The sequence below is a fragment of the Micrococcus sp. KRD077 genome, assembly GCF_017168505.1.
Taxonomy (GTDB): Bacteria; Actinomycetota; Actinomycetes; order Actinomycetales; family Micrococcaceae; genus Micrococcus; species Micrococcus luteus.
In genome coordinates this window covers 51,988-73,469 of the sequence record NZ_JABFAZ010000037.1, presented here as the reverse complement: position 1 = coordinate 73,469, position 21,482 = coordinate 51,988, and the positions used below count along the sequence as shown (strand labels likewise).

The 21,482-nt window shown below is 74.7% G+C and carries 18 protein-coding genes, 1 tRNA gene and 1 pseudogene; 11 read left to right on the top strand and 9 right to left on the bottom strand.

The annotated features are described in order from the left end of the window. Nucleotides 1–198: 198 nt before the first annotated feature. The 3 genes from J1M39_RS09595 to J1M39_RS09585 are packed head-to-tail and all read left to right on the top strand — an operon-like array spanning nucleotide 199 to nucleotide 3,391. Nucleotides 199–1,062: a (Fe-S)-binding protein gene (locus tag J1M39_RS09595; RefSeq protein WP_036339657.1), complete on the top strand. Its 864-nt coding sequence runs from the start codon at nucleotides 199–201 to the stop codon at nucleotides 1,060–1,062. Beyond that, nucleotides 1,059–2,699 carry a LutB/LldF family L-lactate oxidation iron-sulfur protein gene (locus J1M39_RS09590; RefSeq protein WP_078026225.1) on the top strand — a complete coding sequence of 547 codons (1,641 nt, stop codon included), beginning with the start codon at nucleotides 1,059–1,061 and terminating at the stop codon, nucleotides 2,697–2,699. The genes J1M39_RS09595 and J1M39_RS09590 overlap by 4 nt, the downstream gene beginning before the upstream one ends. After that, entirely contained in the window at nucleotides 2,696–3,391 is a 696-nt protein-coding gene (locus J1M39_RS09585; RefSeq protein WP_206496724.1) for a LutC/YkgG family protein, read from the top strand. Before J1M39_RS09590 ends, J1M39_RS09585 begins: the two co-directional genes overlap by 4 nt. Before the next feature lie 32 nt (nucleotides 3,392–3,423). Here J1M39_RS09585 and J1M39_RS09580 read toward each other — a convergent pair whose 3' ends face one another. The 3 genes and pseudogenes from J1M39_RS09580 to J1M39_RS09575 form a co-directional block, all read right to left on the bottom strand. After that, on the bottom strand, nucleotides 3,424–3,633 hold the full coding sequence (locus tag J1M39_RS09580; RefSeq protein WP_020624127.1) for a hypothetical protein: 210 nt from the start codon (nucleotides 3,631–3,633) through the stop codon (nucleotides 3,424–3,426). Nucleotides 3,634–3,654: 21 nt separating this feature from the next. Continuing rightward, the gene (locus J1M39_RS12340; RefSeq protein WP_036339645.1) at nucleotides 3,655–3,783 is read right to left on the bottom strand and encodes a putative transporter small subunit; all 129 of its coding nucleotides are present in this window, start codon (nucleotides 3,781–3,783) and stop codon (nucleotides 3,655–3,657) included. A 33-nt stretch (nucleotides 3,784–3,816) separates the two neighbouring features. Next, a pseudogene (locus J1M39_RS09575) lies at nucleotides 3,817–5,356 on the bottom strand (sodium:solute symporter family transporter). A 351-nt stretch (nucleotides 5,357–5,707) separates the two neighbouring features. Here J1M39_RS09575 and J1M39_RS09570 point away from each other — a divergent pair. The 4 genes from J1M39_RS09570 to J1M39_RS09555 all read left to right on the top strand — a co-directional run bounded on the left by J1M39_RS09570 (nucleotide 5,708) and on the right by J1M39_RS09555 (nucleotide 8,690). Further along, complete coding sequence (locus J1M39_RS09570; RefSeq protein ID WP_206496723.1) at nucleotides 5,708–6,118, top strand: VanZ family protein; 411 nt, start codon at nucleotides 5,708–5,710, stop codon at nucleotides 6,116–6,118. Between the two features lie 34 nt (nucleotides 6,119–6,152). After that, nucleotides 6,153–6,225, top strand: a tRNA-Ala gene (locus J1M39_RS09565). A gap of 246 nt (nucleotides 6,226–6,471) precedes the next feature. Further along, on the top strand, nucleotides 6,472–7,599 hold the full coding sequence (locus J1M39_RS09560; protein ID WP_206496722.1) for a glycosyltransferase: 1,128 nt from the start codon (nucleotides 6,472–6,474) through the stop codon (nucleotides 7,597–7,599). Continuing rightward, nucleotides 7,599–8,690, top strand: coding sequence for a glycosyl transferase (locus tag J1M39_RS09555; RefSeq protein ID WP_206496721.1), 1,092 nt, complete (start codon nucleotides 7,599–7,601; stop codon nucleotides 8,688–8,690). The genes J1M39_RS09560 and J1M39_RS09555 overlap by 1 nt, the downstream gene beginning before the upstream one ends. Before the next feature lie 28 nt (nucleotides 8,691–8,718). On the opposite strand, the gene J1M39_RS09550 is transcribed toward J1M39_RS09555, so the two are convergent. Then, on the bottom strand, nucleotides 8,719–10,725 hold the full coding sequence (locus J1M39_RS09550; RefSeq protein WP_206496720.1) for a glycosyltransferase: 2,007 nt from the start codon (nucleotides 10,723–10,725) through the stop codon (nucleotides 8,719–8,721). A gap of 165 nt (nucleotides 10,726–10,890) precedes the next feature. Here J1M39_RS09550 and J1M39_RS09545 point away from each other — a divergent pair, with 165 nt between their 5' ends. From J1M39_RS09545 to J1M39_RS09530, 4 genes are all read left to right on the top strand, one after another. After that, nucleotides 10,891–12,003 (top strand): glycosyltransferase family 4 protein, encoded by a 1,113-nt coding sequence (locus tag J1M39_RS09545; RefSeq protein WP_144825180.1) that lies wholly within the window; start codon nucleotides 10,891–10,893, stop codon nucleotides 12,001–12,003. Further along, a complete protein-coding gene (locus J1M39_RS09540; RefSeq protein ID WP_342356403.1) occupies nucleotides 12,000–13,379 on the top strand; it encodes a glycosyltransferase in 1,380 nt (459 codons plus the stop codon). Before J1M39_RS09545 ends, J1M39_RS09540 begins: the two co-directional genes overlap by 4 nt. Nucleotides 13,380–13,557: 178 nt before the next feature. Continuing rightward, nucleotides 13,558–14,511: a WcbI family polysaccharide biosynthesis putative acetyltransferase gene (locus J1M39_RS09535; RefSeq protein ID WP_113914318.1), complete on the top strand. Its 954-nt coding sequence runs from the start codon at nucleotides 13,558–13,560 to the stop codon at nucleotides 14,509–14,511. 111 nt (nucleotides 14,512–14,622) lie between these two features. Further along, nucleotides 14,623–15,804 carry an NAD(P)/FAD-dependent oxidoreductase gene (locus J1M39_RS09530; protein WP_148408523.1) on the top strand — a complete coding sequence of 394 codons (1,182 nt, stop codon included), beginning with the start codon at nucleotides 14,623–14,625 and terminating at the stop codon, nucleotides 15,802–15,804. A gap of 170 nt (nucleotides 15,805–15,974) precedes the next feature. On the opposite strand, the gene J1M39_RS09525 is transcribed toward J1M39_RS09530, so the two are convergent. The 5 genes from J1M39_RS09525 to J1M39_RS09505 all read right to left on the bottom strand — a co-directional run bounded on the left by J1M39_RS09525 (nucleotide 15,975) and on the right by J1M39_RS09505 (nucleotide 21,417). After that, nucleotides 15,975–16,736, bottom strand: a complete 762-nt coding sequence (locus tag J1M39_RS09525; RefSeq protein ID WP_148408524.1) for an OBAP family protein — start codon at nucleotides 16,734–16,736, stop codon at nucleotides 15,975–15,977. A 682-nt stretch (nucleotides 16,737–17,418) separates the two neighbouring features. Then, nucleotides 17,419–17,925 (bottom strand): TetR family transcriptional regulator, encoded by a 507-nt coding sequence (locus tag J1M39_RS09520; RefSeq protein WP_036316161.1) that lies wholly within the window; start codon nucleotides 17,923–17,925, stop codon nucleotides 17,419–17,421. Then, on the bottom strand, nucleotides 17,922–18,623 hold the full coding sequence (locus tag J1M39_RS09515; protein WP_036316162.1) for an ABC transporter ATP-binding protein: 702 nt from the start codon (nucleotides 18,621–18,623) through the stop codon (nucleotides 17,922–17,924). Before J1M39_RS09515 ends, J1M39_RS09520 begins: the two co-directional genes overlap by 4 nt. Then, entirely contained in the window at nucleotides 18,623–20,353 is a 1,731-nt protein-coding gene (locus tag J1M39_RS09510; RefSeq protein WP_101967497.1) for an ABC transporter permease, read from the bottom strand. Before J1M39_RS09510 ends, J1M39_RS09515 begins: the two co-directional genes overlap by 1 nt. Next, complete coding sequence (locus J1M39_RS09505) at nucleotides 20,353–21,417, bottom strand: thiamine ABC transporter substrate-binding protein (RefSeq protein WP_206496718.1); 1,065 nt, start codon at nucleotides 21,415–21,417, stop codon at nucleotides 20,353–20,355. Before J1M39_RS09505 ends, J1M39_RS09510 begins: the two co-directional genes overlap by 1 nt. Nucleotides 21,418–21,482 lie beyond the last annotated feature (65 nt).

Here is a 21,482-nt window from a genome sequence, read left to right as displayed (position 1 = left end):
GGTCTCCCGGTGGGCGAGGGGACGGGGCGGGATCCGGTCGGGCCGGTGATGGTCGGACCACTGTGGTCAGACCAAGGAGCGTACTGTGAGGGCGGTCACCTCGCAAGCGGCTGGCATGATATGGTCTGACCACTACGGCACCCGTGTGCTGCGGCACCGCACGGCGCCCCAGGCGCCCCGTCCGGAACGGAGACCGGCATGAGAATCGCCCTGTTCGCCACGTGCATCGTGGACGCGATGTACCCCAAGGTGGCCCTCGCCACCGTCCGCATCCTCGAGCGGCTCGGCCATGAGGTCGTCTTCCCGCCCGGCCAGGTCTGCTGCTCGCAGATGCACGTCAACAGCGGATACATGGAGGACGCCCTGCCCGTCGTGCGCAACCACGTCCGCACCTTCATGAAGGCCGACTACGACCTCGCCGTCGCCCCCTCCGCCTCCTGCGTGGCCTCGCTCGGCCACCAGCAGCCGGACGTCGCCCGCTCCGGCGGGGACGAGGGTCTGGCCCGCGACGCCGAGGTCGTCGCCTCCCGCACCCTCGAGCTGTCGCAGCTGCTCACGGACGTCCTCGGGGTGACGGACGCCGGGGCCCAGCTCGGCTCCTGGTTCCCGCACACCGTGACCTACCACCCCTCCTGCCACGGCATGCGCCTGCTGCGCCTGGGCTCGCGCCAGGAGGACCTGCTGCGCACCGTCGCGGACATCGACCTGCGACCGCTGCCGGACGCCGAGGAGTGCTGCGGCTTCGGCGGCACCTTCTCCCTGAAGAACCCGGACGTCTCCGCCGCCATCGCGGAGGAGAAGATCGAGAAGGTCACCGCGTCCGGCGCCTCCCTCTGCACGGGCGGCGACGCGTCCTGCCTGCTCCACCTGGACGGGGCCATGCACCGTCGCGAGGCGCGCGGCCAGGACGGCCGCCCGCTGCGCACCGTGCACCTCGCCGAGATCCTCGCGGCCACCCGGGAGAACCCGCTCGAGGTCGACGGCCCCGTCGAACTGTCCATCCCCGCGTCCGCCGGCGCCCGCCGCGGACCGTCCGCCCGTGTTGAGGAGGCCCGCCGATGAGCACCGCACCCACCCGCGTGCGCCTGGGAATGCCCACCGTCCGCCCCGTCCACGGCGAGGGCGAGATCCTGCTGAACACCCCGTTCCCCGAGTCTGCCCGCGAGCAGCTGGGGAACGGCCAGATGCGCGCCAACATCCGCCGGGCCACGCACACCATCCGTGCCAAGCGTGCCGGCGTCGTCGAGGAGCTGCCGGACTGGCAGGAGCTGCGCGCCGCCGGCTCCGCGCTGAAGCAGTCCGTCATGGCGGACCTGCCCGCGCTCCTGGAGCGGCTCGAGTCCGAGGTCACCGCGCGCGGCGGCGTCGTGCACTGGGCCCGGGACGCGGCCGAGGCCAACCGCATCATCACGGAGCTCGTCACCGCCAAGGGCGTGGACGAGGTGATCAAGGTCAAGTCCATGGCCACCCAGGAGATCGGCCTGGACGCCGCGCTCGAGCATGCCGGCGTGGCCGCCGTCGAGACGGACCTGGCCGAGCTCATCGTCCAGCTCGGCCACGACCGGCCCAGCCACATCCTCGTCCCGGCGATCCATCGCAATCGCCGGGAGATCCGGGACATCTTCCGCCGGGAGATGCCGGACACGGACGAGAGCCTCACCTCCGAGCCGGCCGATCTGGCCGAGGCCGCACGCCGGCACCTGCGCGAGAAGTTCCTGAGCACGAAGGTGGCGATCTCCGGGGCGAACTTCGGCGTCGCCGAGACGGGCACGCTCTCCGTCGTCGAGTCGGAGGGCAACGGCCGCATGTGCCTGACCCTGCCGGAGACGCTGATCACCGTGATGGGCATCGAGAAGCTCGTGCCCACCTTCGAGGACCTCGAGGTGTTCCTGCAGCTGCTGCCGCGCTCGTCCACGGGCGAGCGGATGAACCCGTACACCTCCATGTGGACGGGCGTCACCGAGGGCGACGGTCCTCAGGAGTTCCACCTGGTCCTGCTGGACAACGGCCGCTCCGCGGTGCTGTCCGACCCGAAGGGCCGTTCCGCGCTGCACTGCATCCGCTGCTCGGCGTGCATGAACGTGTGCCCCGTGTACGAGCAGACCGGCGGCCACGCCTACGGCTCGGTCTACCCGGGCCCGATCGGCGCGATCCTCTCCCCGCAGCTCACCGGTGTGGACGCGGGGGAGAACGGCACCCTGCCCTACGCCTCCACGCTGTGCGGCGCGTGCTACGACGTCTGCCCCGTGGCCATCGACATCCCCTCGATCCTCATCCACCTCCGGGACGAGGACGTGCAGGCCACCCACGCCGCCCGGAAGGCCCTGCGCACGGAGAAGGACGCCGCTGCCGGCCCCCTGGCCCGCGCCAAGGCGGCTGTGGAGTCCGTCACGCCCTCGCAGATGGACGTGGCGATGAAGGGCGCCTCCGTGGTGATGTCCTCGGGTCGGCGCATGTCGCTGGCCGAGCGGGGCCTGGGGTTGGGCCGGGTCGCGGCCGGGCCGGACCGGGTGCTCGGCTGGCTGCCGGGCATCGCCGGCGGGTGGACCGACGAGCGTGACGTGCCGGCGCCCCCGCGGGAGTCCTTCCGCAACTGGTGGGCCCGCCACAAGGATGAGACCGAGCACCGGACCGCCCTGGACGGCGTCGCCGGGCTGGACCGCCAGGAGGACGAGCACGTCGAGGAGGACGGACGATGAGCGAGGCGAAGGCCGAGATCCTGCGGCGCATCCGCGAGGCGACGGCGGACGGGCCGGTCGCGGACCCGGTGCAGCGCACCTACCGGCGGACCTCCTCCCGGGACCGGTCCGAGGTGGTGGAGATGCTGCGCGATCGGCTGATCGACTACCGGGCCTCCGTGCGGGACGAGACCGAGGAGACGGTGGCCGCGGCCATCGCCGAGCTGCTCGGCCCGGACGCCCGGTACGTGGTGCCGGCCGGCCTGGAGCCGGACTGGCTCCCCACGGACTCCCGCGGGGCAGGCCGGGAGCGCATCACGGAGCCCGCGGTGGGCCACACGGGGGAGCGGGCCGCGGTCCGCGGCGCCCACGACGGCGAGCGCGAGCCCCTCAGCGTGGACGCGCTGAACGAGGTGGACGCGGTGGTGACGTCCTCGACGGTCTCCTGCGCGGAGACCGGGACGATCTTCCTCAGCGGCCGCCCGGACGAGGGCCGCCGGGCGATCACCCTGGTCCCGGACCACCACGTGTGCATCGTGCCGCTGGACTCCGTGGTGGAGCTCTTCCCGGAGGCGCTGGCCCGCGTGGAGGCGACGGCGCCGATCACCATGATCTCCGGTCCCTCGGCCACGAGCGACATCGAGCTCGAGCGCGTCGAAGGCGTGCACGGGCCGCGCCGCCTGGACGTGATCCTGCTCGACCGCGCTCGCTGACGCGGGCGCGGTATAGCAGGGGATCGAGCGGGTCAGGCCCCCTCGACGACGGCGCCGCCGGCGCGGCCCGTCTCGAGGTGGGCCTGACGCTCCCGCACGCCGCCGTACAGGGCGACGAACAGCAGCGCGAGACCGGCGGTCACGAGCAAGTGTTCGAGCCCGGCGATGCCCGGGATGGCGGCCGAGGTCTCGGCGGGCGTCAGGCGGAAGACCGTGTCGAGGGCGAGGACCACCAGGGTCACGGGCCGCCCCCGGCGGAGGCCTCAGATGATCGAGCGGCCCTCGCGGCGGGCCGCGGCCCAGTCGGCGACGAAGCCGCGGGCGATCGCGACGAGGACGGCCAGCACGAGGACGGGCCACATCAGGACGTACAGGGTGAGACCGACGGTCATGCGGATGCTCCTTGTGAGTCGGTGGACGGGGGATCAGGACACGGGGGCCGAGGCGCGCTCGACCTGCGGCAGGTCCTCGGTCGCGGGGTCGAAGTCGCCGGTCACGCGCGCGATCCGGTCGAAGTCGAAGTCCTGCCCGGAGCGGACGGACAGCCCCCAGCACACGAGGAAGGACACGGCGTAGGCCACGAGCGAGCCCGTGAGGGTGGCGTAGTCCCGCAGGAAGCCGTAGCCGAGGAACAGCATCACGACCGAGGCGATCGCGCCGACCACGACCGCCGGACGCAGGCCGAAGAAGCCGAAGCACATGATGCCCAGCACGACGCCCACGCCGAGGATCGCGAGGGTCTCCACCACGAACGCCCAGGCTCCCTCGATCGGGATCCACTCGAAGCGCACGGGCAGGAACACGGCCAGCGCGGCGAGCACGGACACCGTGAACGCGACGTTGGTGATCCTGCCCCAGTAGAAGGACGCGATCACGGGGAACACGAGGCAGCCCCACAGGGCGCCCACGAAGACCAGCAGGTCGAGGATGTCGAACTTGGCGGTGGCGAAGTACAGGGCCGCCGCCGTCGCCACGATCATGGTGATGCGGCCGATCAGCAGCATGGTCTTCGGGTCGGCGTTCTTGCGGCCGACCGACTGGCCGTAGACGTCCGTCATCACGATCGACGAGAGGGCGGACAGGTCCGAGTCGGCGGTGGAGGACAGCGAGCCGATGATCATCAGGAACGCCAGGGCCACGAGCGCCAGCGGCAGGTGGTCGGCGACCATCTGCGGCAGGAGGTTGTTGACGTCGCCGTCGAGCGGCTCGACGCCCAGGTAGAGCGCCATGACGCCGAGCATGCCGACGCCGATCACGGTGCCGCCGTAGCCGAGGGTGGCCGTGATGAAGGTGGGCTTGATGAGGTCCTCACGCACGGCGAAGAGGCGCTGGGCGATGGTCTGGTTGCCGATCGCGTAGGCCAGCACGGCGGCGATGTACGGCGCCCCCTGGTTCATGAACGACTCGGAGGAGAAGAAGCTTTGCTGCTGGGCCGTGACGTGGCCGGCCTCGACGCCGGCCTGGAACATGCCCGGGCCGCCCGCGGCGAAGAACACGGCGGGGATGATGATGACGGTCGCGCCGAGCATGGCCATCACCTGGGCGAAGTCGGTGAGCACGGAGGCGCGGAAGCCGGACCACAGGGTGTACAGCAGCACGCCCGCGGCCACGATCAGGATGCCCGCGCCGAAGGACAGCGGGGACAGCAGGGAGATCAGGGCGCCGCCGGCGATGAAGTTGGAGGTCAGGGAGATGACGGAGCCGAGCACGGGAGACGCCGTACGTGTAGCCGGCGGTCACGGAGGCGTACATGGAGGCGGCCCAGATCCAGGTGGCCGTCATGGAGGCGGCGGACACGCCGAAGCCGATCCGATTGCCGGCCGTCATGTAGGCGTCGGCGTTCTCCTTCTTCTTGGAGATGGCCACGGACATGATCATGGTCCCGCCGTAGAACAGCGCGACGAGCAGGATCACCCCGATCACGCCGAGCTGGGTCAGGGATGCTGCGTCCTGGGAGGGCGGCATCGAACTTCCTTTCGCGCGAGTGACTACGGACGTCCCGATCTCCCGGCGCGGTCCGGTCCGGGCATGGCTCCGCAGGGCGGAGGGTGGCGTACCGATCACGTCGCGGCCAGGGGCCGGGGAGGTGGAGGGCATCCCGCCGGGTCCCGAGTCCACGAACGGCGAGCTCTCTGCTCAAGCCATCGCGGTCCCTCGGCCCTGGGCGGCGCTGTCAACACCGGCATCCCGGCGGGACGAGCCCGCCCGGATGGGCTGATCCTCACATGGTCGGCGCAGAAATGGCAAAAACATAGAGCCTTTTCAGCGGGGTCGGGATCAGGAGCGCCCGGCACGGAAGCCGGACAGAATGGGCGGATGACCGTTCCCTCCGGCTCCCCGGCCGCCCCCTCCGCCCCCGCTTCCCGACGACGGCGCCGCGCCCTGGCGGCGGCGCTGGCCGTCGCCGTCGTGGTGCAGCTGGTGGTGCTGTACCTGCCGGGCGAGCAGGTGCCGGAGGCCGGGTTCACCGTGCCCGGACTGGACAAGGCGATCCACGTGGCCGTGTTCGCGCTGCCCGCGTTCCTCGCCGTGTGGCGGGGGCGGAGCGCGTGGTGGGCGCTGCCGTTCGCGGTGCACGCGCCGGTGAGCGAGCTCGTGCAGCACGCGTGGGTGCCGCTGCGGACGGGGGACCCGGTGGATGTCGTCGCGGATCTGGCGGGTGTGGTGCTCGGCGTGGTCGCCGCGGGGCGCCGCCGGATTGGAGGATCGGGGGCGTCGGGCGTATGATGGTCCGGTGCACTCCTGCGGGAGGGCATGACCTGGGGCTATAGCTCAGTTGGTAGAGCGTTTCGTTCGCAATGAAAAGGTCAGGGGTTCAATTCCCCTTAGCTCCACGGGCCGTCCCGGTCCGCGATCCCTGAGATCGCGGGCCGGGACTTTCTCGTGACGGGGGGGTGTGCGCCTGCCCTGCCCTCACCCCCGGGAGGGGGGTCGGCGCTTCCGGGGGGACCCCCCGGGTGTCTACAGTGCCGGGGTACGTCAGCGCGGACGTGACGCGGTCGTCTCACCGCAGGTCAGTCGCGCTTCTGCCGCCCCGCACGGGGCCGTTCGGCCCGGCCCGGGCCGGGAAGGGGACGCCGATGCGCATCAGCGTGCTCACCCACATGCTCCACCCCATCCGTTCGCCCTACGAGGGCGGGCTGGAGATGCACACGGCCATGACTGTGGAGCACCTCGTGCGCCGGGGCCACGACGTCACGGTCTACGCACGGGAGGGCACCCGGCTGCCGGGTGACGTCGTCGCCGTGCTGCCCGCCGAGGGCGCCGGCCCGGGCCGCGCGGGCGCCCGCGTGCGCGAGGCGGCCGCCCGCCGGGCCTGCGCGTTGATCCTCGATGACGACTCCGACGCCGTCCTGAACAACTCCCTCTCCCCGGCGCCGCTCGAGCTGCTGCGCGCCCGCCCCATGGTCACCGTCCTGCACACGCCGGCCACGCTGGCGGAGGTGCTGGCCGTCGTCGACGCCCCGGACTGGACGGCCCCCCACCACCACCGGTGGGCCTCGGTGTCCGCGTCGAACGCGCTGGCCTGGCAGCACCGGCTGCCCCGGGTGGACGTGGTGCCCAACGGGATCGAGCTGCACCACTGGGTCTCCGACGCCGTCCCCGTGCGTGGCCGCGCCGTGTGGTCGGGCCGGATCACGGCGGAGAAGGGCCTGCACGTGGCGATCGACGCCGCCCGGATCGCGGGCATGGAGCTGCACTTCGCCGGGCCGATCTCGGACGAGGAGTACCACGCCCGCGAGGTCGTGCCGCGGCTCGGCCCGGACACCGTCTACCACGGCCACCTCGACCACCACGCGCTGCCGCACATGCTCGCCACGGGCGAGGTCTTCCTGGCCACGCCCCTGTGGGCCGAGCCGTTCGGGCTCGCCGTGGTGGAGGCCATGGCGCTCGGCGTGCCGGTGGCCGCGCTGCTCAGCGGCGCGATGGGGGAGATCGTCGCCCCGCAGGCCGGCGCACTGGCCGTGCACCACACGGCGCAGGAGCTCGCGGTCTCGATCCGTCACGCCCGCCGCAAGGACCGGGGACGCGTGCGCGCGTGGGCCTGCCGGTTCAGCGCGGAGACCATGGTGGAGGGCTACGTGGACCTGCTCGAGCAGGCCGCCGAGGACGCCCGTGACCTCGCCGCCGCCGAGGACGCGTACGGGTTCGACCCGCAGGGGGTCCCGCGCCCGTCCGCCGATGCGGCGGACCTGGAGTCCCTCTGATGGCTCCGGCCCGCAGGCGGGTCCTCTACTACGCCCACCAGCACGGGGCGGGGCACCTGCGGCACGCCGCCGGCCTGGCGTCGACCGGGGCGTTCGACGTGACGGTCGTGACCGCCCACCCCCGGGCGGCCGAACTGCTGCCCGCGGACGTCCCCGTCATCCCGCTGCCCTCGGACCTCGTGCCCGGCCACCAGCAGCCGGCCCGCTCACCCCTGCACTGGTCCCCGGTGGGGACCGAGATCCGGGCGCGCTTCGACGCCCTCCACGCGGCGGCGCAACGGGTGGACCCGGACGTGTGCGTGGTGGACGTGTCCGTGGAGGCGGCCCTGTTCCTGCGCCTGGCGGGCTGGCCCGTGCTGCACCGCCGCATGCACGGCGAGCGCACCGACCCCGCGCACGCCCTCGTCTACGCCGAGGCCGACGGCCTCTTCGCCCACTACGCCGCCGAGCTCGAGGTCCCCGCCTGGCGCGCCGCCCACGTCGGCCGGGTCACCTACCTCGGGGTCGCGGACGTCACCGGCCGGCTCGGCACCCGCGCCACGACGACGGCGTCCGCCGGCACCGCCCCGCGCGTCGCCGTGATCGCCGGGACGGGCGGCGGCGGGGTGCGGGCCGCGGACCTGGCCCGGGCGGCGTCCGCCGTGCCGGAGGCGACGTGGGAGGTGTACGGCCCGATCGCCGGGGTGGGCGAGCCGGAGGCGCCGGGCGGGCTCGCGGCGGAGGCGATGCCCGCCACTGTGACGCTGCACGGCTGGGTCCAGGCGCCGGCCCGCCGGGCCGCGGACGCCGACGTCGTGGTGGTCTCGGCCGGGCACAACGCCGTGGTGGACGCCGCCCGCTCCGGCCGTCCCGTGGTGCTCGCCCCCGAGCCGCGGCCGTTCGACGAGCAGCGCGTGTTCGTCCGCGAGATCCACCGGGCCGCGGGTGTGCCGTGGTGCGCGTGGGAGGACCCGGACGCGGACTGGGCCGGCGCGGTGCGCGGCGCCCTCGCGGACCCGGCCGCCGCCGACCGGCTCGCGGGCCTGCTGCTCGTGGCGCCGGGCGAGTACCGGCGGCGCTGGGAGGCGGCGATCGAGGGTGCCCTGGGCTGAGTCCGGCACGCCCCCGGCGCCTCGCCCCTCAGTACGCGGCGTCGTCGCGGCGGGCGGCCGTCAGCTCCGCCTCCGTGGGGTGACGCAGCAGCTCGAGCCGCTCGCCCTCGGGGTCCCACGCGATCAGCCCCGCGTCCGCGAACGCGCGCAGCCACCCCTCCATGGCCCATCGGCCGTGCACCTGCCGGAAGCGGCGGGCGTTGACCAGGATGTCCTCGAGGTGGTGCAGCGGCGGGGTCATCACGCCGTGGTGCTGGTGGAACGCCTCGGCGGGGCTGAACCGCAGCGTCAGGCCGGCGTCGCGGGCGCGGAAGGCCAGGTCCGTGTCCTCGGCGCCGTAGCCGGTGAAGCCCGCGTCGAAACCGCCGATGCGGGCCAGGTCCGCGCGCCGCAGCGCCAGGATCAGCGTCCACACGAGGTGCCACTCGTCCGAGGGCCCGGCGGTCAGGTGCGCGCGCGCCCGGTGGGGCACGGAGAGGCGGCGCAGCAGGGCGTCGGCGCGATGCGAGGTCAGGTCGGCCTCCCCGACGTCGCGGGTCCAGCCCGGCCGCAGGTAGCGGGGCCGGCCCATCACCACGGACCCGGGGTGGGCCGCGACCTCGGTGGCCAGCACGCCGACGGTCTCGGCGGCTGGGATGCAGTCCACGTCGAGGAAGACGAGGATCTCGCCGGTGGCGAGCTCGGCCGCGCGGTTGCGGGCCTGCGCCAGGGGCAGCCCGGCGTCGGCGGCCACGTGCCCCACGGTGACGGGCAGGTCCGTGGCCGGGACGCGCCCGTCCGGCTGGCCCATGAACACCACGACCACCTGGTCCGGGCGGCGGTGGGAGCGTTCCAGCCCGGCGATCACGCGGGACAGGTGCTCGTCCCGGTGCCCCGTGATGACCAGCACGGACACGCTCGGCAGCGCCCCGCGCGCCCGGGCGAGGGCCTCGCGGTAGACCGCCACGTGGGCGGCCGCCACGCGACGGCGCTGCCGGGCCCGGGCGGCGGGATCGGCGGGGGCCGTGCGCGCGCGGGCGCGCACCAGCGTCTCGAGCGCGTCGGCGAGGGAGTCGGGATCCTCCGGGTCGAACGCGGCGAGCGAGTCGGGGGTCAACCAGGCGCCGGACTGGTCCGCGATGTGCCCGATGTCCGCGACGGCCACCGGCACCCCCAGGTCCCGGCACATCTCCACCCAGCCCGAGTGGGTGCCGATGCGGTACGGCAGCACGGACACGTCCACGTCGCGCAGCAGCGCGTGCAGGGCGGGGTCGTCGAGCCGGTCGTGCTGCCACAGCTCGAAGCCGTGGTGGGCGCAGCCCGCGCGCAGCGCGGCCAGGGCGTCCTCGTCCTGCACGGTGTCCTGGACCTCCACGGTCACCCGCGCGTCGAGGCCGCGGTCGGCCAGCGTCGCGACGGCGGCGGCGAGCACCGGCAGCAGCGCCACCGGGGCCACCTGGGCCCGCAGGTCCTTGGCGTGCACCAGCAGGCGGGCGGGGGCGGCCGCGCCGTCGCCGTCGTCGGACGCGTCGGGGGGCAGCAGGCCGGGCTCCGCGCCGGGGGCGTCGTCGTCGCCCTGCGCCACGAGGTCCTCGAGCGGGACGATGTGCGGGTGGGGGACCACGAGGGCGCGCACGCCGTAGTCGCGGGCGAGGGTCGCCGCGGCGCCGGGGGTGAGCGTGAGCACGGCGTCCGCGCGGCCCAGCAGCACGGCCAGGCGGTCCCGGTGGGGGCCCTGGTCTGTCAGGTGCGGGTTCTCGAGGTCGTGCACGGTCACGACGACGGCGCCCCCGTGCGCGTGCTGCGCGTCCAGGGCGGCGGCCAGCTGGGCGGGGCTGAAGTGCTCGAAGCCGAAGTGCACGTGCAGCACGTCCGGGCGGTGCTCGGCCAGCCACTCCGCGTGCAGGGCCCGGGGCGGCCACCACTGGTGTGCGGGCGCGCCCGGCACCGGCGGGTCCGGCAGGAACTCCACGTCCGGCGCGGCGCCCGGGTCGAGGGGGCGGATCGCGCGGGTGTACGGGTGCTGCGCGGGCACGTGCTGGACGGTGATGCTCACGGGGGAGGGCCTCCTGACCTGGGGGATGCGATGCCGCGCGGGCGGCGTGTCCCCGTCCCGGGTCGGGGGTCGCGAAATCTAGTCTGTCAGGGCAGGATCGGAGAATCGGAGCAGCGGCATCCTGTCCGTTCCGGCGCGCCGCCGCGTCGAGGAGCGCCGCCGCAGGTGAAGGGGATCGTGGACGTGGACTCGCAGCCGCAGGGGCGTGTGCTGTACGTGACCGTGGGCGCGCCGGAGCACGGCGTGGTGCGCCATGGCCGGCAGACCGCCGCCGCCCTCCGTCGGGTGGGCGCCGAGGTGGAGCTGCTCACGGCGGAGGACGTCGCGGCGTTCCGGGGCCTCGTGCCCGTGCTGGAGGAGGCGCGCGCGCTGGGCGCCGCCGTGCACCTGGACGTCACGGACGCGCTGTTCGGCCCCACCGCGACCGCCGCTGCGGACCTGCTCGTCGACGTCCTGCCCGAGGGCACCACGCTCACCCTGCACGACATCCCGCAGCCCGCCGAGGGCGACGGCCGCTACCGCCGCCGCGGCGAGGCATACGCGCGGCTCGCCCAGGCGGTGGACGGCGTCGTGGTCTCCTCGCAGCACGAGCGGGCGCTGCTGGCGGACCTGGTGGACGTGGCCGCGGACGTGGTCCCGCTGCCCGTGGAGGACCGCCGGGCCGCGGCCGCCCGCGCCGAGCCGGTGGTGCCGGAGAGCATGGCCGGCCTCGACCGGGACCTCGTGCTCTTCGGCTTCGTCTACCCGGGCAAGGGGCACGCCCTCGCCCTGGAGGCCCTCACCGAGCTGCACCGCCAGTGGGGCCCGGACTCCGGGGCGCCGCGCCGGCTGACGGCGCTCGGACCCGTCAGCATCGGGCATGACGACCTCGTGGCGGAGCTGACCCGCGACGCCGAGGCGCGCGGCCTGGAGTTCCGCGTCACCGGGTTCGTGCCGGACGAGTTCGCGGACGCGGCCCTGCTCTCGGCGGGCATCCCGTTCGCGGCGCACCGCAACGTGTCCGCGTCCGGGTCCCTGGCGGCGTGGACCTCGGTGGGGCGGCGGGCGATCGCCTCCGCGGGCCGCTACACGGAGGAGATGGAGCGCCTGCGCCCGGGCACCCTGCGGCTCGTGCACCCGAACGGGTCGCCGGCCTTCGCGCTGGCCGAGGCGATCGCCGAGGCGGTCGAGGACCCCGAGCGCACGTGGCTCGACCCCGCCGTGGACCTCTCGCCCGGGGCCGAGGACTGCGCGCGGATGCTCTTCGACGTGCTCCGCCGCGTGCACAGGTGGACGTGAGCGCTGCCGTCTCCGTGGTGGTGCCCTACTACCGGGCCCAGGCGGACCTCGACCGGCTCACGGCCGCGCTCGCGGCCCAGCGCGGCCTGACCGGCGGGCTGCAGCTCGTGGTGGCCGACGACGGCTCGCCCGTCCCGCCCCGGGTGGACCCGGGCCTGCCGTTCGACGTGGTGACCGTGCGCCAGCGGGACCGCGGGTTCCGCGCCTCGGCGGCCCGGGCGCTCGGGGCGGAGGCGGCCGACGGCGACGTGCTCGCCTTCCTCGACGGGGACATGCTCCCCGAGCCCGGGTACCTCGCCGCGGCGCTGGCGGCGGTGGCCACGGCGCCCCGGGACGCCGCGGTGGTGGGTCGGCGGCGGCACCTGGCCGAGGCCTGGCTGGAGCGGGCCTGGGCGGACGGCTGGCGGCCCGGGGACGAGGTGCCGGAGAGCTCCCGCCTGGCTGAGCCGGCGTGGCTGGGTGACGGGTACCGCGCGACGGACGACCTGCGCCGCGCCGACTCCACCGGCTACCGGTACGTCATCTCGGCCGTGCTCACGATGGCGCGCGAGGTCTACGAGGACGCCGGCGGCTTCGACCCCGCGTTCGTGGGCTACGGCGGGGAGGACTGGGAGCTGGCGCACCGGCTGTGGCGCGTGGGGGCGGCCCTGCGCCACGCGCCGGACGCCGTGGCGTGGCAGGCCGGCGCCGACTTCGGCGGACGCGGCGACACCGCCGAGGCCGCCCGGGTGAAGGCCCGCGAGGCGCTCGTGCTCGCCTCCCGCATCCCCGCGACGACGGCCCGCGGCCACGGCCTGTCCCTGGCCGGCCCGCTGCGGGTCGAGGCGCGCGTGCGGGTGCCGGAGGGCGCGGACGGCGCGGCGGCGGCCGTGGTGGCGGTGGACGCCGTGCTGCGCGCGGCACCGGGGGCGCGGGTCGGCGTCGTGGGCGGCCTCGACGAGGCGGCGACGCGGGCGCTCGGCGACCCCCGCGTGCGGCTGCTGGGCGAGCCCGACGGCGGCGCGGCGGCGGCCGAGGACCTGCCGCCGACGCCGGCGCGCGGCGACCTCGACGCCGTGCGGTCGGTGCCCGACTGGTCCGTGGACGTGCGCATGCCGCTGCGGCCCGCCGCGGCCGGAGCCCGGCCTGACGCGGACGCCGTCGCCGCGTGGCTGCTGCGCCTGGAACGGGCCGGCGTCGAGCGCGTGGAGGTGCTGGGCGAGCCGGGCGAGCGGGCCGAGCGCGACGTGCTCGCCGTGCTGACGTGCGCCCGGGCGCGGTGGCGGCGTCGGCGGGGCGGGACGGCGCGGGTGTGGCGGGTGCCCGCCTCCCGGCTGGGCTGGGCGCCCGTGGCCGCCGTGCCGGTCCTCGAGGCGTGGTGGGGCGGCTGGGGCTGAGCGGGCCGGTGTCCGCGGGGCTGGCACAATCGCGGGCAGGACGGAGCACGGGAGGGCCGATGAGCGAGCTGGACGAACTGGACTTCGCGGCGCTCTCCGCGTTCCTGGCCTGGTGGTTCGGGAAGACGGGCGTCGACTGGATCCGGCGCGAGGACGGCTGAGGAGAGAGGACGCAGGCGTGCACGAGGACGAGGGACGACGCCGGCACTACGGCCACTTCTATGGGCTCGAAGACCTGCCCGAGGGCGACCTGCTGCTGGTGTGGGGCAACTGCCAGGGCGAGTCCTACCGGCGGCTGCTCGGCGGGGAGCCCGGCACACCGCTGCACGGGGCGGACCTGGTGAGCGTGCGCGTGCCGCCCGCCTTCGAGGTCCAGCCGGACGAGGTCGAGCACCTGGAGCGGCTGCTGCCGCGCGTGAAGGCGCTCGTCACCCAGCCGATCCCCCACGACTACCGGGGCATGCCCATCGGCACGGACCAGCTCGTGGCCCGGCTGCCCGAGGACGCCGCCGTGGTGCGGATCCCCGTGGTGTACGACGTCTCGCGCTTCCCCTGGCAGGTCACCCTCCGCAACTGGAAGTTCGCGCCCGGGGCGGCCGAGCGGCCGGGGGAGGACCCGCCCGTGGTGCCGTACCACGACCTGCGCGTGCTGGCCGAGGCGGCGACGGGCCGTCGTCGGGAGGTGGCGCCGGCGGCGATCCGCGAGGCCGCGGCCGCGTCCGTGCAGGCGCTGCGGGCGAGGGAGGAGGCGAAGGGGACGCTGTCCATGGCGGATCTGGTGGCGGCGGAGCGGGGCGTCGGCTTCTACACCGTGAACCACCCGACCAACACGCTGCTGACCCGCGTGGCCGAGCGCGTGGCCGGGCACCTGCCGGGCGACGTCGCCGTCCAGCCCGTGCCCGCCTCCCGCGTGCTCCTCGGCGGGGTGCGCGCGCCCCTCGAGGCGGTCGTGGTGGAGGCCCTCGACCTCGACGCCGAGCCGACCGAGGACTGGACCGTGGCCGGACAGACCGTCCCGGCCGAGCAGCTGCGGCAGACCCACCTGGACTGGTACACGCAGAACCCGCAGGCCGTGGAGGTCGGGATGCGCAAGTACGCCGACCAGCTGCGGCTGCTGGGCCTTACGGGCTAGCGCCGGCTCCGGCCCCCAGTGGAGGATGGGCAGCACGTCCCGTCTGCCGCGGAGCACGTCTGCGGGGGCGGACGTACCGTTCCTTGACCCCGTCACCCCACGGAGGACCACGTGACAGAGCAGTACGACATCCTGATCGTCGGTGGCGGCAACGCCGGCGTGTCCCTGGCCGCCGCACTGCGGCGGAAGCGGCAGGGGCGGGTCGCCATCGTCGACGGCCAACAGCTGCACCGCTACCGGCCCATGCTGAACTACGCGGCGGGCGGGCAGGCGGACATGGCCCGGTTCGAACGGCCGATGCGGGCCGTCATCCCGGACGGGGTCGAATGGATCCCGGACCACGTCGTGGCCGTGGACGCCGAGGAACGGACCGCGGTGACGAGCACCGGGCTGACCGTCGGCTTCCGCCACCTGGTGCTCTGCCCGGGGCTGACCCCGTGGTGGGGTGCGATCGACGGGCTGCGTGAGGCCTACGCCGCCGGATGGGCGGCGAGTGCGCACGTGCCCGAGCACGTGGACGCCGCCCGGGCGCTGCTGTCGCGTGTGGCCGCGGGGGACCGTGTGGTGGCGAATGTGCCGGCTGAGCCCTCCTCGTGCGGCGGCACCGTGCTCAAGGCGCTGTTCCTGGCCTGCGCGGCGTGGGAGCGCACGGGGATCCTGCCGGACGTGGACGTCCGCCTGGTGACCCCGTACGGCCGGATCCTGGACCGGCAGACCATCGACCCCGCTCTGGCCGAGGCCGTGGCGAGGTACGGCATCCGTGTGCACGCCGACGCAGAGGTGAACGCCGTGGACCACGAGGCCCGCGAGGTGGTGCTCAACACCGGTGAGCGGATCACCGACGTCGCGGCCGCGTACATCACGCCCGTGGTGCGGGCCCCGGAGTTCATCGCCGAGGCGGGCCTGGCGGACGACGGCGAGGCCGGCCTGGCGGCCGTGGATCCCGCGACCCTGCGGCATCCCGTGCACCCGCACGTGTGGGCGCTGGGCGACGCCGCCGCCCTGGGCACACGGCCCTCCGGCGGAGCCCTGCGCCGGCAGGTCAAGATCCTGACCCAGAACATCCAGGCCGCGGACGCGGGGAAGCCGCTCCAGAAGTACGACGGCTACACCGTGATCCCCGTGATGGTCAGCCGGGACGAGCTGGTCCTGGACGAGCACGTCCGCGACGGCTCCGAGGACCGGTCGATCCCCGGCGTGGACCTGACGAAGCCGCGGAAGAGCACGGCGGCCTTCGACCGGTTCGGCCAGCCCCGGATCTACTGGCACCGACTGCTCAAGGGCAAGGTCTGAGCCCAGCGTTCTCGCTGCCGCGACCCGTGCGGCGGAAGTGCTTTCGTTCGCGGGGCGCCCCCGCCCGATCCGGATGACGGCGCCGGCCCGCCGAGCGTTTTCGTTCGGGAAACGGCGGCGTGTCGCACCGCTGTCGTTCGGGAAACGGCGCCCTGCCGACGACGCCGGCCTCAGTCGTCGCGGCCCCGCACCGGGCGCTCCTCGAGCGTGGTCTGCACGACCCGCCCGCGCTCCCAGCTGTTCGCGCCCGGCACCACGTCCGGGACCGGGATGTCCGCGCGGTGGCGCCGCTTGGCCGCGGTGTCCACGCCCACGCGCTCGTCCCGGGCGCGCAGGAGGGCCTCGTCCACCTGGCCGTCGCCGGTGAGGCCCATCATCAGCTGGGGGATGCCGTACGGGAAGTCGTCCCGGTCGTACTGCCAGGTGTGGAACGTCTTCCCGTAGGTGTGGATGAGGTCTTCGAAGTAACTGTGCTCGGCCAGCTCGGGCACCCCGGGGGCCGTGAGGGCGCCGGAGCTCACCTCGTAGTGGTGGCTGTGCCACAGGCGCCGCTCCTCGTCGGGGAGGCTGCGGAACCGCTCCTCGCTGATGATGTACTCGATGCCGATCAGCCGTGCGTCCGGCGCGTTGCGGTCGAAGATCACGCACTGGTGCAGGTCGTGGCGCAGGTGGATGCAGAAGTGGCTGGCTTCGACCTGTCGGCCGAGGTCGTCGGCGTAGAAGTGCAGTCCGTTGAGATAGGTGCTCATCGCGCCCATGGGGTACTTCGGCTGGACCAGGCCAGATGCCGCGTCCAGGAGGCGGTGCTTGAGCGGGTGGCCCTTCCCCACGGCGCCCATGAGGGCGATCTTGCGGGCTGCGGTGACAGCGGCCGCGGTGCCCAGTCCGGCGGCGAACCCGAGGGCGGTGGAGGACAGGCGATGGGTGCTCATGGCCCCACGCTAGGTGTTGTGGGTCATGAGGTTCTTGCCACGAGGCGCCGGCTGAGATGAGACGAGTGGGCCCCGCCCCGCAGGATGGAAGTTCCTCAACAACCCACCTGCCCGAAAAGACCCACTCATGACTCACGCTAACGCACCCCTGACCCCCACTGGCCGTCTCAGGATGGTCCACCGCCACCTGCACGACGGGATCGCGTGGACCACGGCCCCGCCCTCCGCCTGGACCTGCATCGGACGACGGGGCCGGTGCGCGTGAGGTCGACGCCGTTCCGGTCCCGCGGGGTGCCCCGAGGCCGGCGGGCACGGACCACGCGCAGCGGGCGGTGCTGCTCCTCCGCCTTGGCGCCCGGGCCACGGAAGTCCCAGCCCACGTCGACGAGCGCCGCGGGGTGTGCGGGCTCGACGTCGTGATGCAGCGTCCGGTCCACGACCGTCCGCGGGTGGTTGATCCGTGCTCCCATGGCTTCGCCGGCTGTGTCGAAGGGGACCGCGCCGGAACTGTGAGCCGGGTCCGGCGGGCCATGCTGGTACTGCGGCGGTCGGGCGGGATCGCCGTGGACGAAGGGGACGACCCGTCCCGACCTGTTCTGCTCTGGGCGACCTTACCGAGCGCACCTGTGAGGAGGCAGGTCTCCTCTCCTCGGCCTCCCGCGCGGCGGCGTCGGACGAGGGGTCAGAGCGGGTCCGTGCGGTGCCGCTGCACGTCCGGGCCGGTCGCCACGCCGAGCGCTTGCGCCTGTGCGCGCTGCTGCCGCAGGGACACGGTGCCCAGCAGCAGCGCCAGGGCCCGCTCCCCGTCCTCCGGGGTGTCCGCCGCCTCGGTGAGCAGACGGTGCAGGCCGAGGCCGCCCAGCCCGAGCGCGAGGGCGGAGAGCACCACGTCCGCCCCGTCCCGGTGCCGCAGCAGGGCGGCCTCCGCGGCCTCGGCGCGGCCCGCCAGGTCCGTGACGCGGCGGGCGCGCACGGTCTCCTCCGCCTCGGCGACGATCCGGTCCGCCACCCGCGCCAGCAGTGACTGCTTGTCCGGCACGTGCCAGTACAGCGCGGAGGCCTGCACGCCCAGCACCCCGGCCACGCGCCGCATGGACAGGTCGCCCATGCCGAAGTCCTGCAGGATCCCGACGGCGGCGTCCACCACGTCCTGGGCGGTCAGCCGGGGGCGGGGTGCGGGCGGGGTCATGCCTGAGAGGCTACCGCCGGGCCGTCCTCCTCCGCCGCGATGCGTCCCCCCGCGCCGAGGCGCACGGTGCGGTCGGCCATCACGGCGGCCTCCGCGAGGTCGTGGGTGACGACGACGCCGGTCGTCCCCGCCGCCCGCAGCACCGCCCGGATGTCCTCGGCCAGGCGCCGGCGCAGGTCCGCGTCGAGCGCGGACAGCGGCTCGTCCAGCAGGAGCACCCGCGGGGCCGGGGCCAGCGACCGGGCCAGCGCCACGCGCTGGGCCTGCCCGCCGGAGAGCCGCTGCACAGGCCGGTCCGTGAGCTCGGTCAGGCCCACCAGGTCCAGCAGCTCGGCCACGCGTGCCCGCCGCCGGGCCCGGTCCCAGCCGGCGGACTCGAGGCCGTACGCCACGTTCCGGCCCACGGTCCGGTGCGGGAACAGCTGCCCGTCCTGGAACACCATCCCCACGCCCCGGCGGTGCGTCGGCACCGCCGCCACGTCCCGCCCGTCGAGCTCCACCGTGCCCGCCACGACGTCCTCGAGCCCGGCGATCCCGCGCAGGATCGTGGACTTGCCCGAGCCGGAGGCGCCCACGAGCGCCACGATCTCCCCGGCGGCCACGTCCAGGTCCGTCCCCCGCACGGGGGTGGAGCCGTCCGGATAGCGGATCGCCACATCCCGCAGCCGGAGGGAGGCCCCCGTCGTCGTCGGCGTCATCACAGACCTCCCGCCCCGGCCGGGCCCCGGGGGCGCAGCCGCTCGCACACCAGCATGATCCCGGCGCTCAGCACGGCCAGCACCGTGGCCGCCGCGAGCGCCATCCCGTAGTTGTCCGCGCCCGGCCGGCCCAGCAGCCGGGCGATCAGCACCGGCAGGGTGGGCGCGGACGGGCTCGCCAGGAAGCTCGTGGCCCCGAACTCGCCCAGGGACACCGCGAACGCGAAGCCCGCGGCCACGCCCACGCCGCGGGCGAGGAACGGGCCGTCCACCGTGGCCAGCACCCGCCACGGGCCCGCCCCGAGGGTGCGCGCGGCCTCTCGCAGCCGGGGGTCCACCGCTGCGAGCACGGGCACGAGCGCCCGCACCGCGAGCGGCAGCGCCACCACCGCCTGGGCCAGCGGCACGAGCACGCCCGAGGCCGCCAGCTCCGGGAACGTGGCCCGCAGGGACACGACGAAGCCGAAGCCCACGGTCACCGCGGACACCCCGAGCGGCAGGAGCAGGGCGCCGTCGAGGGCCCGCTGGGCCGCCAGCGCCGCGCGTGAGCGGAAGGGCCGGGTCAGCAGCAGGGCCAGCGGCACGGCCACCACGAGCGTCACGAGCGTGGCGTCCACGGCCACCCGCAGGGACTGTTCGAGCGCCTGCGCCGGCGTCGACCCGCCCACGAACCCGCTGCCCGCGCTCGTGGACAGCAGCCGGTAGTTGCCCAGCCCCCAGCCGTGGCGGGTGTGGAAGGAGCGCACCACGAGCGTGAGGATCGGGGCCACCACGAGCGCCACCACCGCGAGCATCACGGCCACCGGGACCGCGTCCGCGCGCGTGAGCCGGGCCGGCGGCGTCTCCCGCAGGCGCAGCGCCCGCTGGGTGCGCGCCGCCGTCACGCCGGAGACCACGACGGCGGCCAGCACCACCGCGAACTGCAGCACGGAGAACACCGCCGCGGTCCGCAGGTCCAGGTAGACGGAGGTCTGCACCCAGATCTCCGACTCGAGCGTGCCGTAGCCGGGCCGGCCGAGCGTCTGGACGATGCCGAACGCGGACGCGCAGAACAGGAACACCAGGGCCGCGCTCGCGGCGATCGCCGGGGCGAGCTGGGGCAGCGTCACGGTGCGGAACGCCCGCCACGGCGAGGCGCCCAGGGTGCGGGCGGCCTCGGTCTGGCGGGGGTCCAGCGCGTTCCACAGCGCGCCCACCTGGCGCACCACCACGGACACGTTGAAGAAGACCATGGCCAGCACGACGGCGGTGGTCGTCTGGTCCAGCCCGGTGAAGCCCAGCGGTCCGCCGGGGGCGAGCAGGGCGCGGAACGCGACGCCGACCACCACCGTGGGCAGCACGAACGGCACGAGCACGAGGGCGCGGAGCACGGCCCGCCCCGGGATGCGACGCCGGTGCAGCACGAACGCGGTCGGCAGGCCGAGCGCCACCGAGACCACCGTGCCGGCGGCGGCCATGCCGAGCGTCTGGCCGAGGATGCGCCACGTGCGCTCGCGGGCGAGGGTCTCCCCGAAGGCGGTGAGGTCCACGGCGCCGGTGAACGTCTCGGCGTCGCCGCCGATCCCGCGCCAGAGCATGGCCGCCACGGGCCACGCGAAGAAGACGAGCAGGAAGGCGACCGGCAGGACGGCGGCCACCAGCCACCACGGGCCGAGCCCGTCCCCCCGGCCGCGGGCCCGCCGGCGCGGCAGGTCCGTGCCGGGGGCCGCGACCTCGGTGAGCGCGGACATCAGCGCCGGGAGGCCTCGGACAGGGCGGTCCACTCCTTCAGCAGGTCCTCGCGGCGCTCGTCGATGCGGGCGGGGTCCGGGGTGACGGTGTCCTCGACGAGCGGCGCGTTCTGCGCCCACTCCTCGGGCAGCTGCACCGACTCGTCGATCGGGTACATGTACATCGACTCGGGCAGGGCGGACTGGACCTCCTCGGTGAGCATGAAGTCCACGAACGCCTGCGCGCCCTCGGGGTTCTTCGCGCCCTCGAGCACGCCGGCGTACTCGACCTGCGGGGTGCAGGAGTCCTCGATCACCTCGGTCTCGGGGGCGAACGCGGGGGAGGAGGAGTAGGAGAGCACCACCGGGAACTGGCCCTTGCCCTCGCCGCCGGAGAAGTCCGAGTTGTAGGCGTCGGACCAGCTGTCGGCGATCTTGCCGCCGTTCTCCATCAGGCCCTGCCACCAGTCCTGCCAGCCGTCGTCGCCGTACTTCTCCGTGGTGGCCGCGAGCAGCGCCAGGCCGGGGGAGGAGGCCACGGGGGAGGTGGCGACCGTCAGCTTCGCGTACTCGGGGTCGTCGAGCTGGTCGATCGAGGTGGGGGCCTCGACGTCGTGGGCCTCGAACCATGCCGGATCCGTGTTGAAGCACACCTGGCCCTGGTCCACCGGGGTCATGCGGTCCTCCACCATCCGGTCCTGTGCGGAGGCGGGCAGGTCCTGCGGGGTGTATTCGGCGACGACGCCCTCGCGGACGAGGCGGTGCGCCGAGTGGTCCTCCACGCCGTAGACGCCGTCCACGGTGGGCTCGTCCTTGGCCAGCAGGAGCTGGTTCACCACGCTGCCGGCGTCGCCGGGGGCCGTGGTCTTCAGGGTGTAGCCGGACTCCTGCTCGAACTTCTGGACGAGCTCCTGGGGCAGGTTGAACGAGTCGTGCGTCATGATCGTCACGGTCGTCGGCTCGCCGCCGGCGCCGGCGGCGGACGACGACGCCCCGTCGCCGGACGAGCCGGACACCGAACAGCCGGTGAGGACGAGGGCGGCCACCGAGAGGGCGGCGAGGGCGCGGTGCGGGGTGCGGGACATGGCGGTTCTCCTCTGGGACGGCAGAGGGGCCGGGACGAGGCCGCCACCGGAATCCCGGGACGACG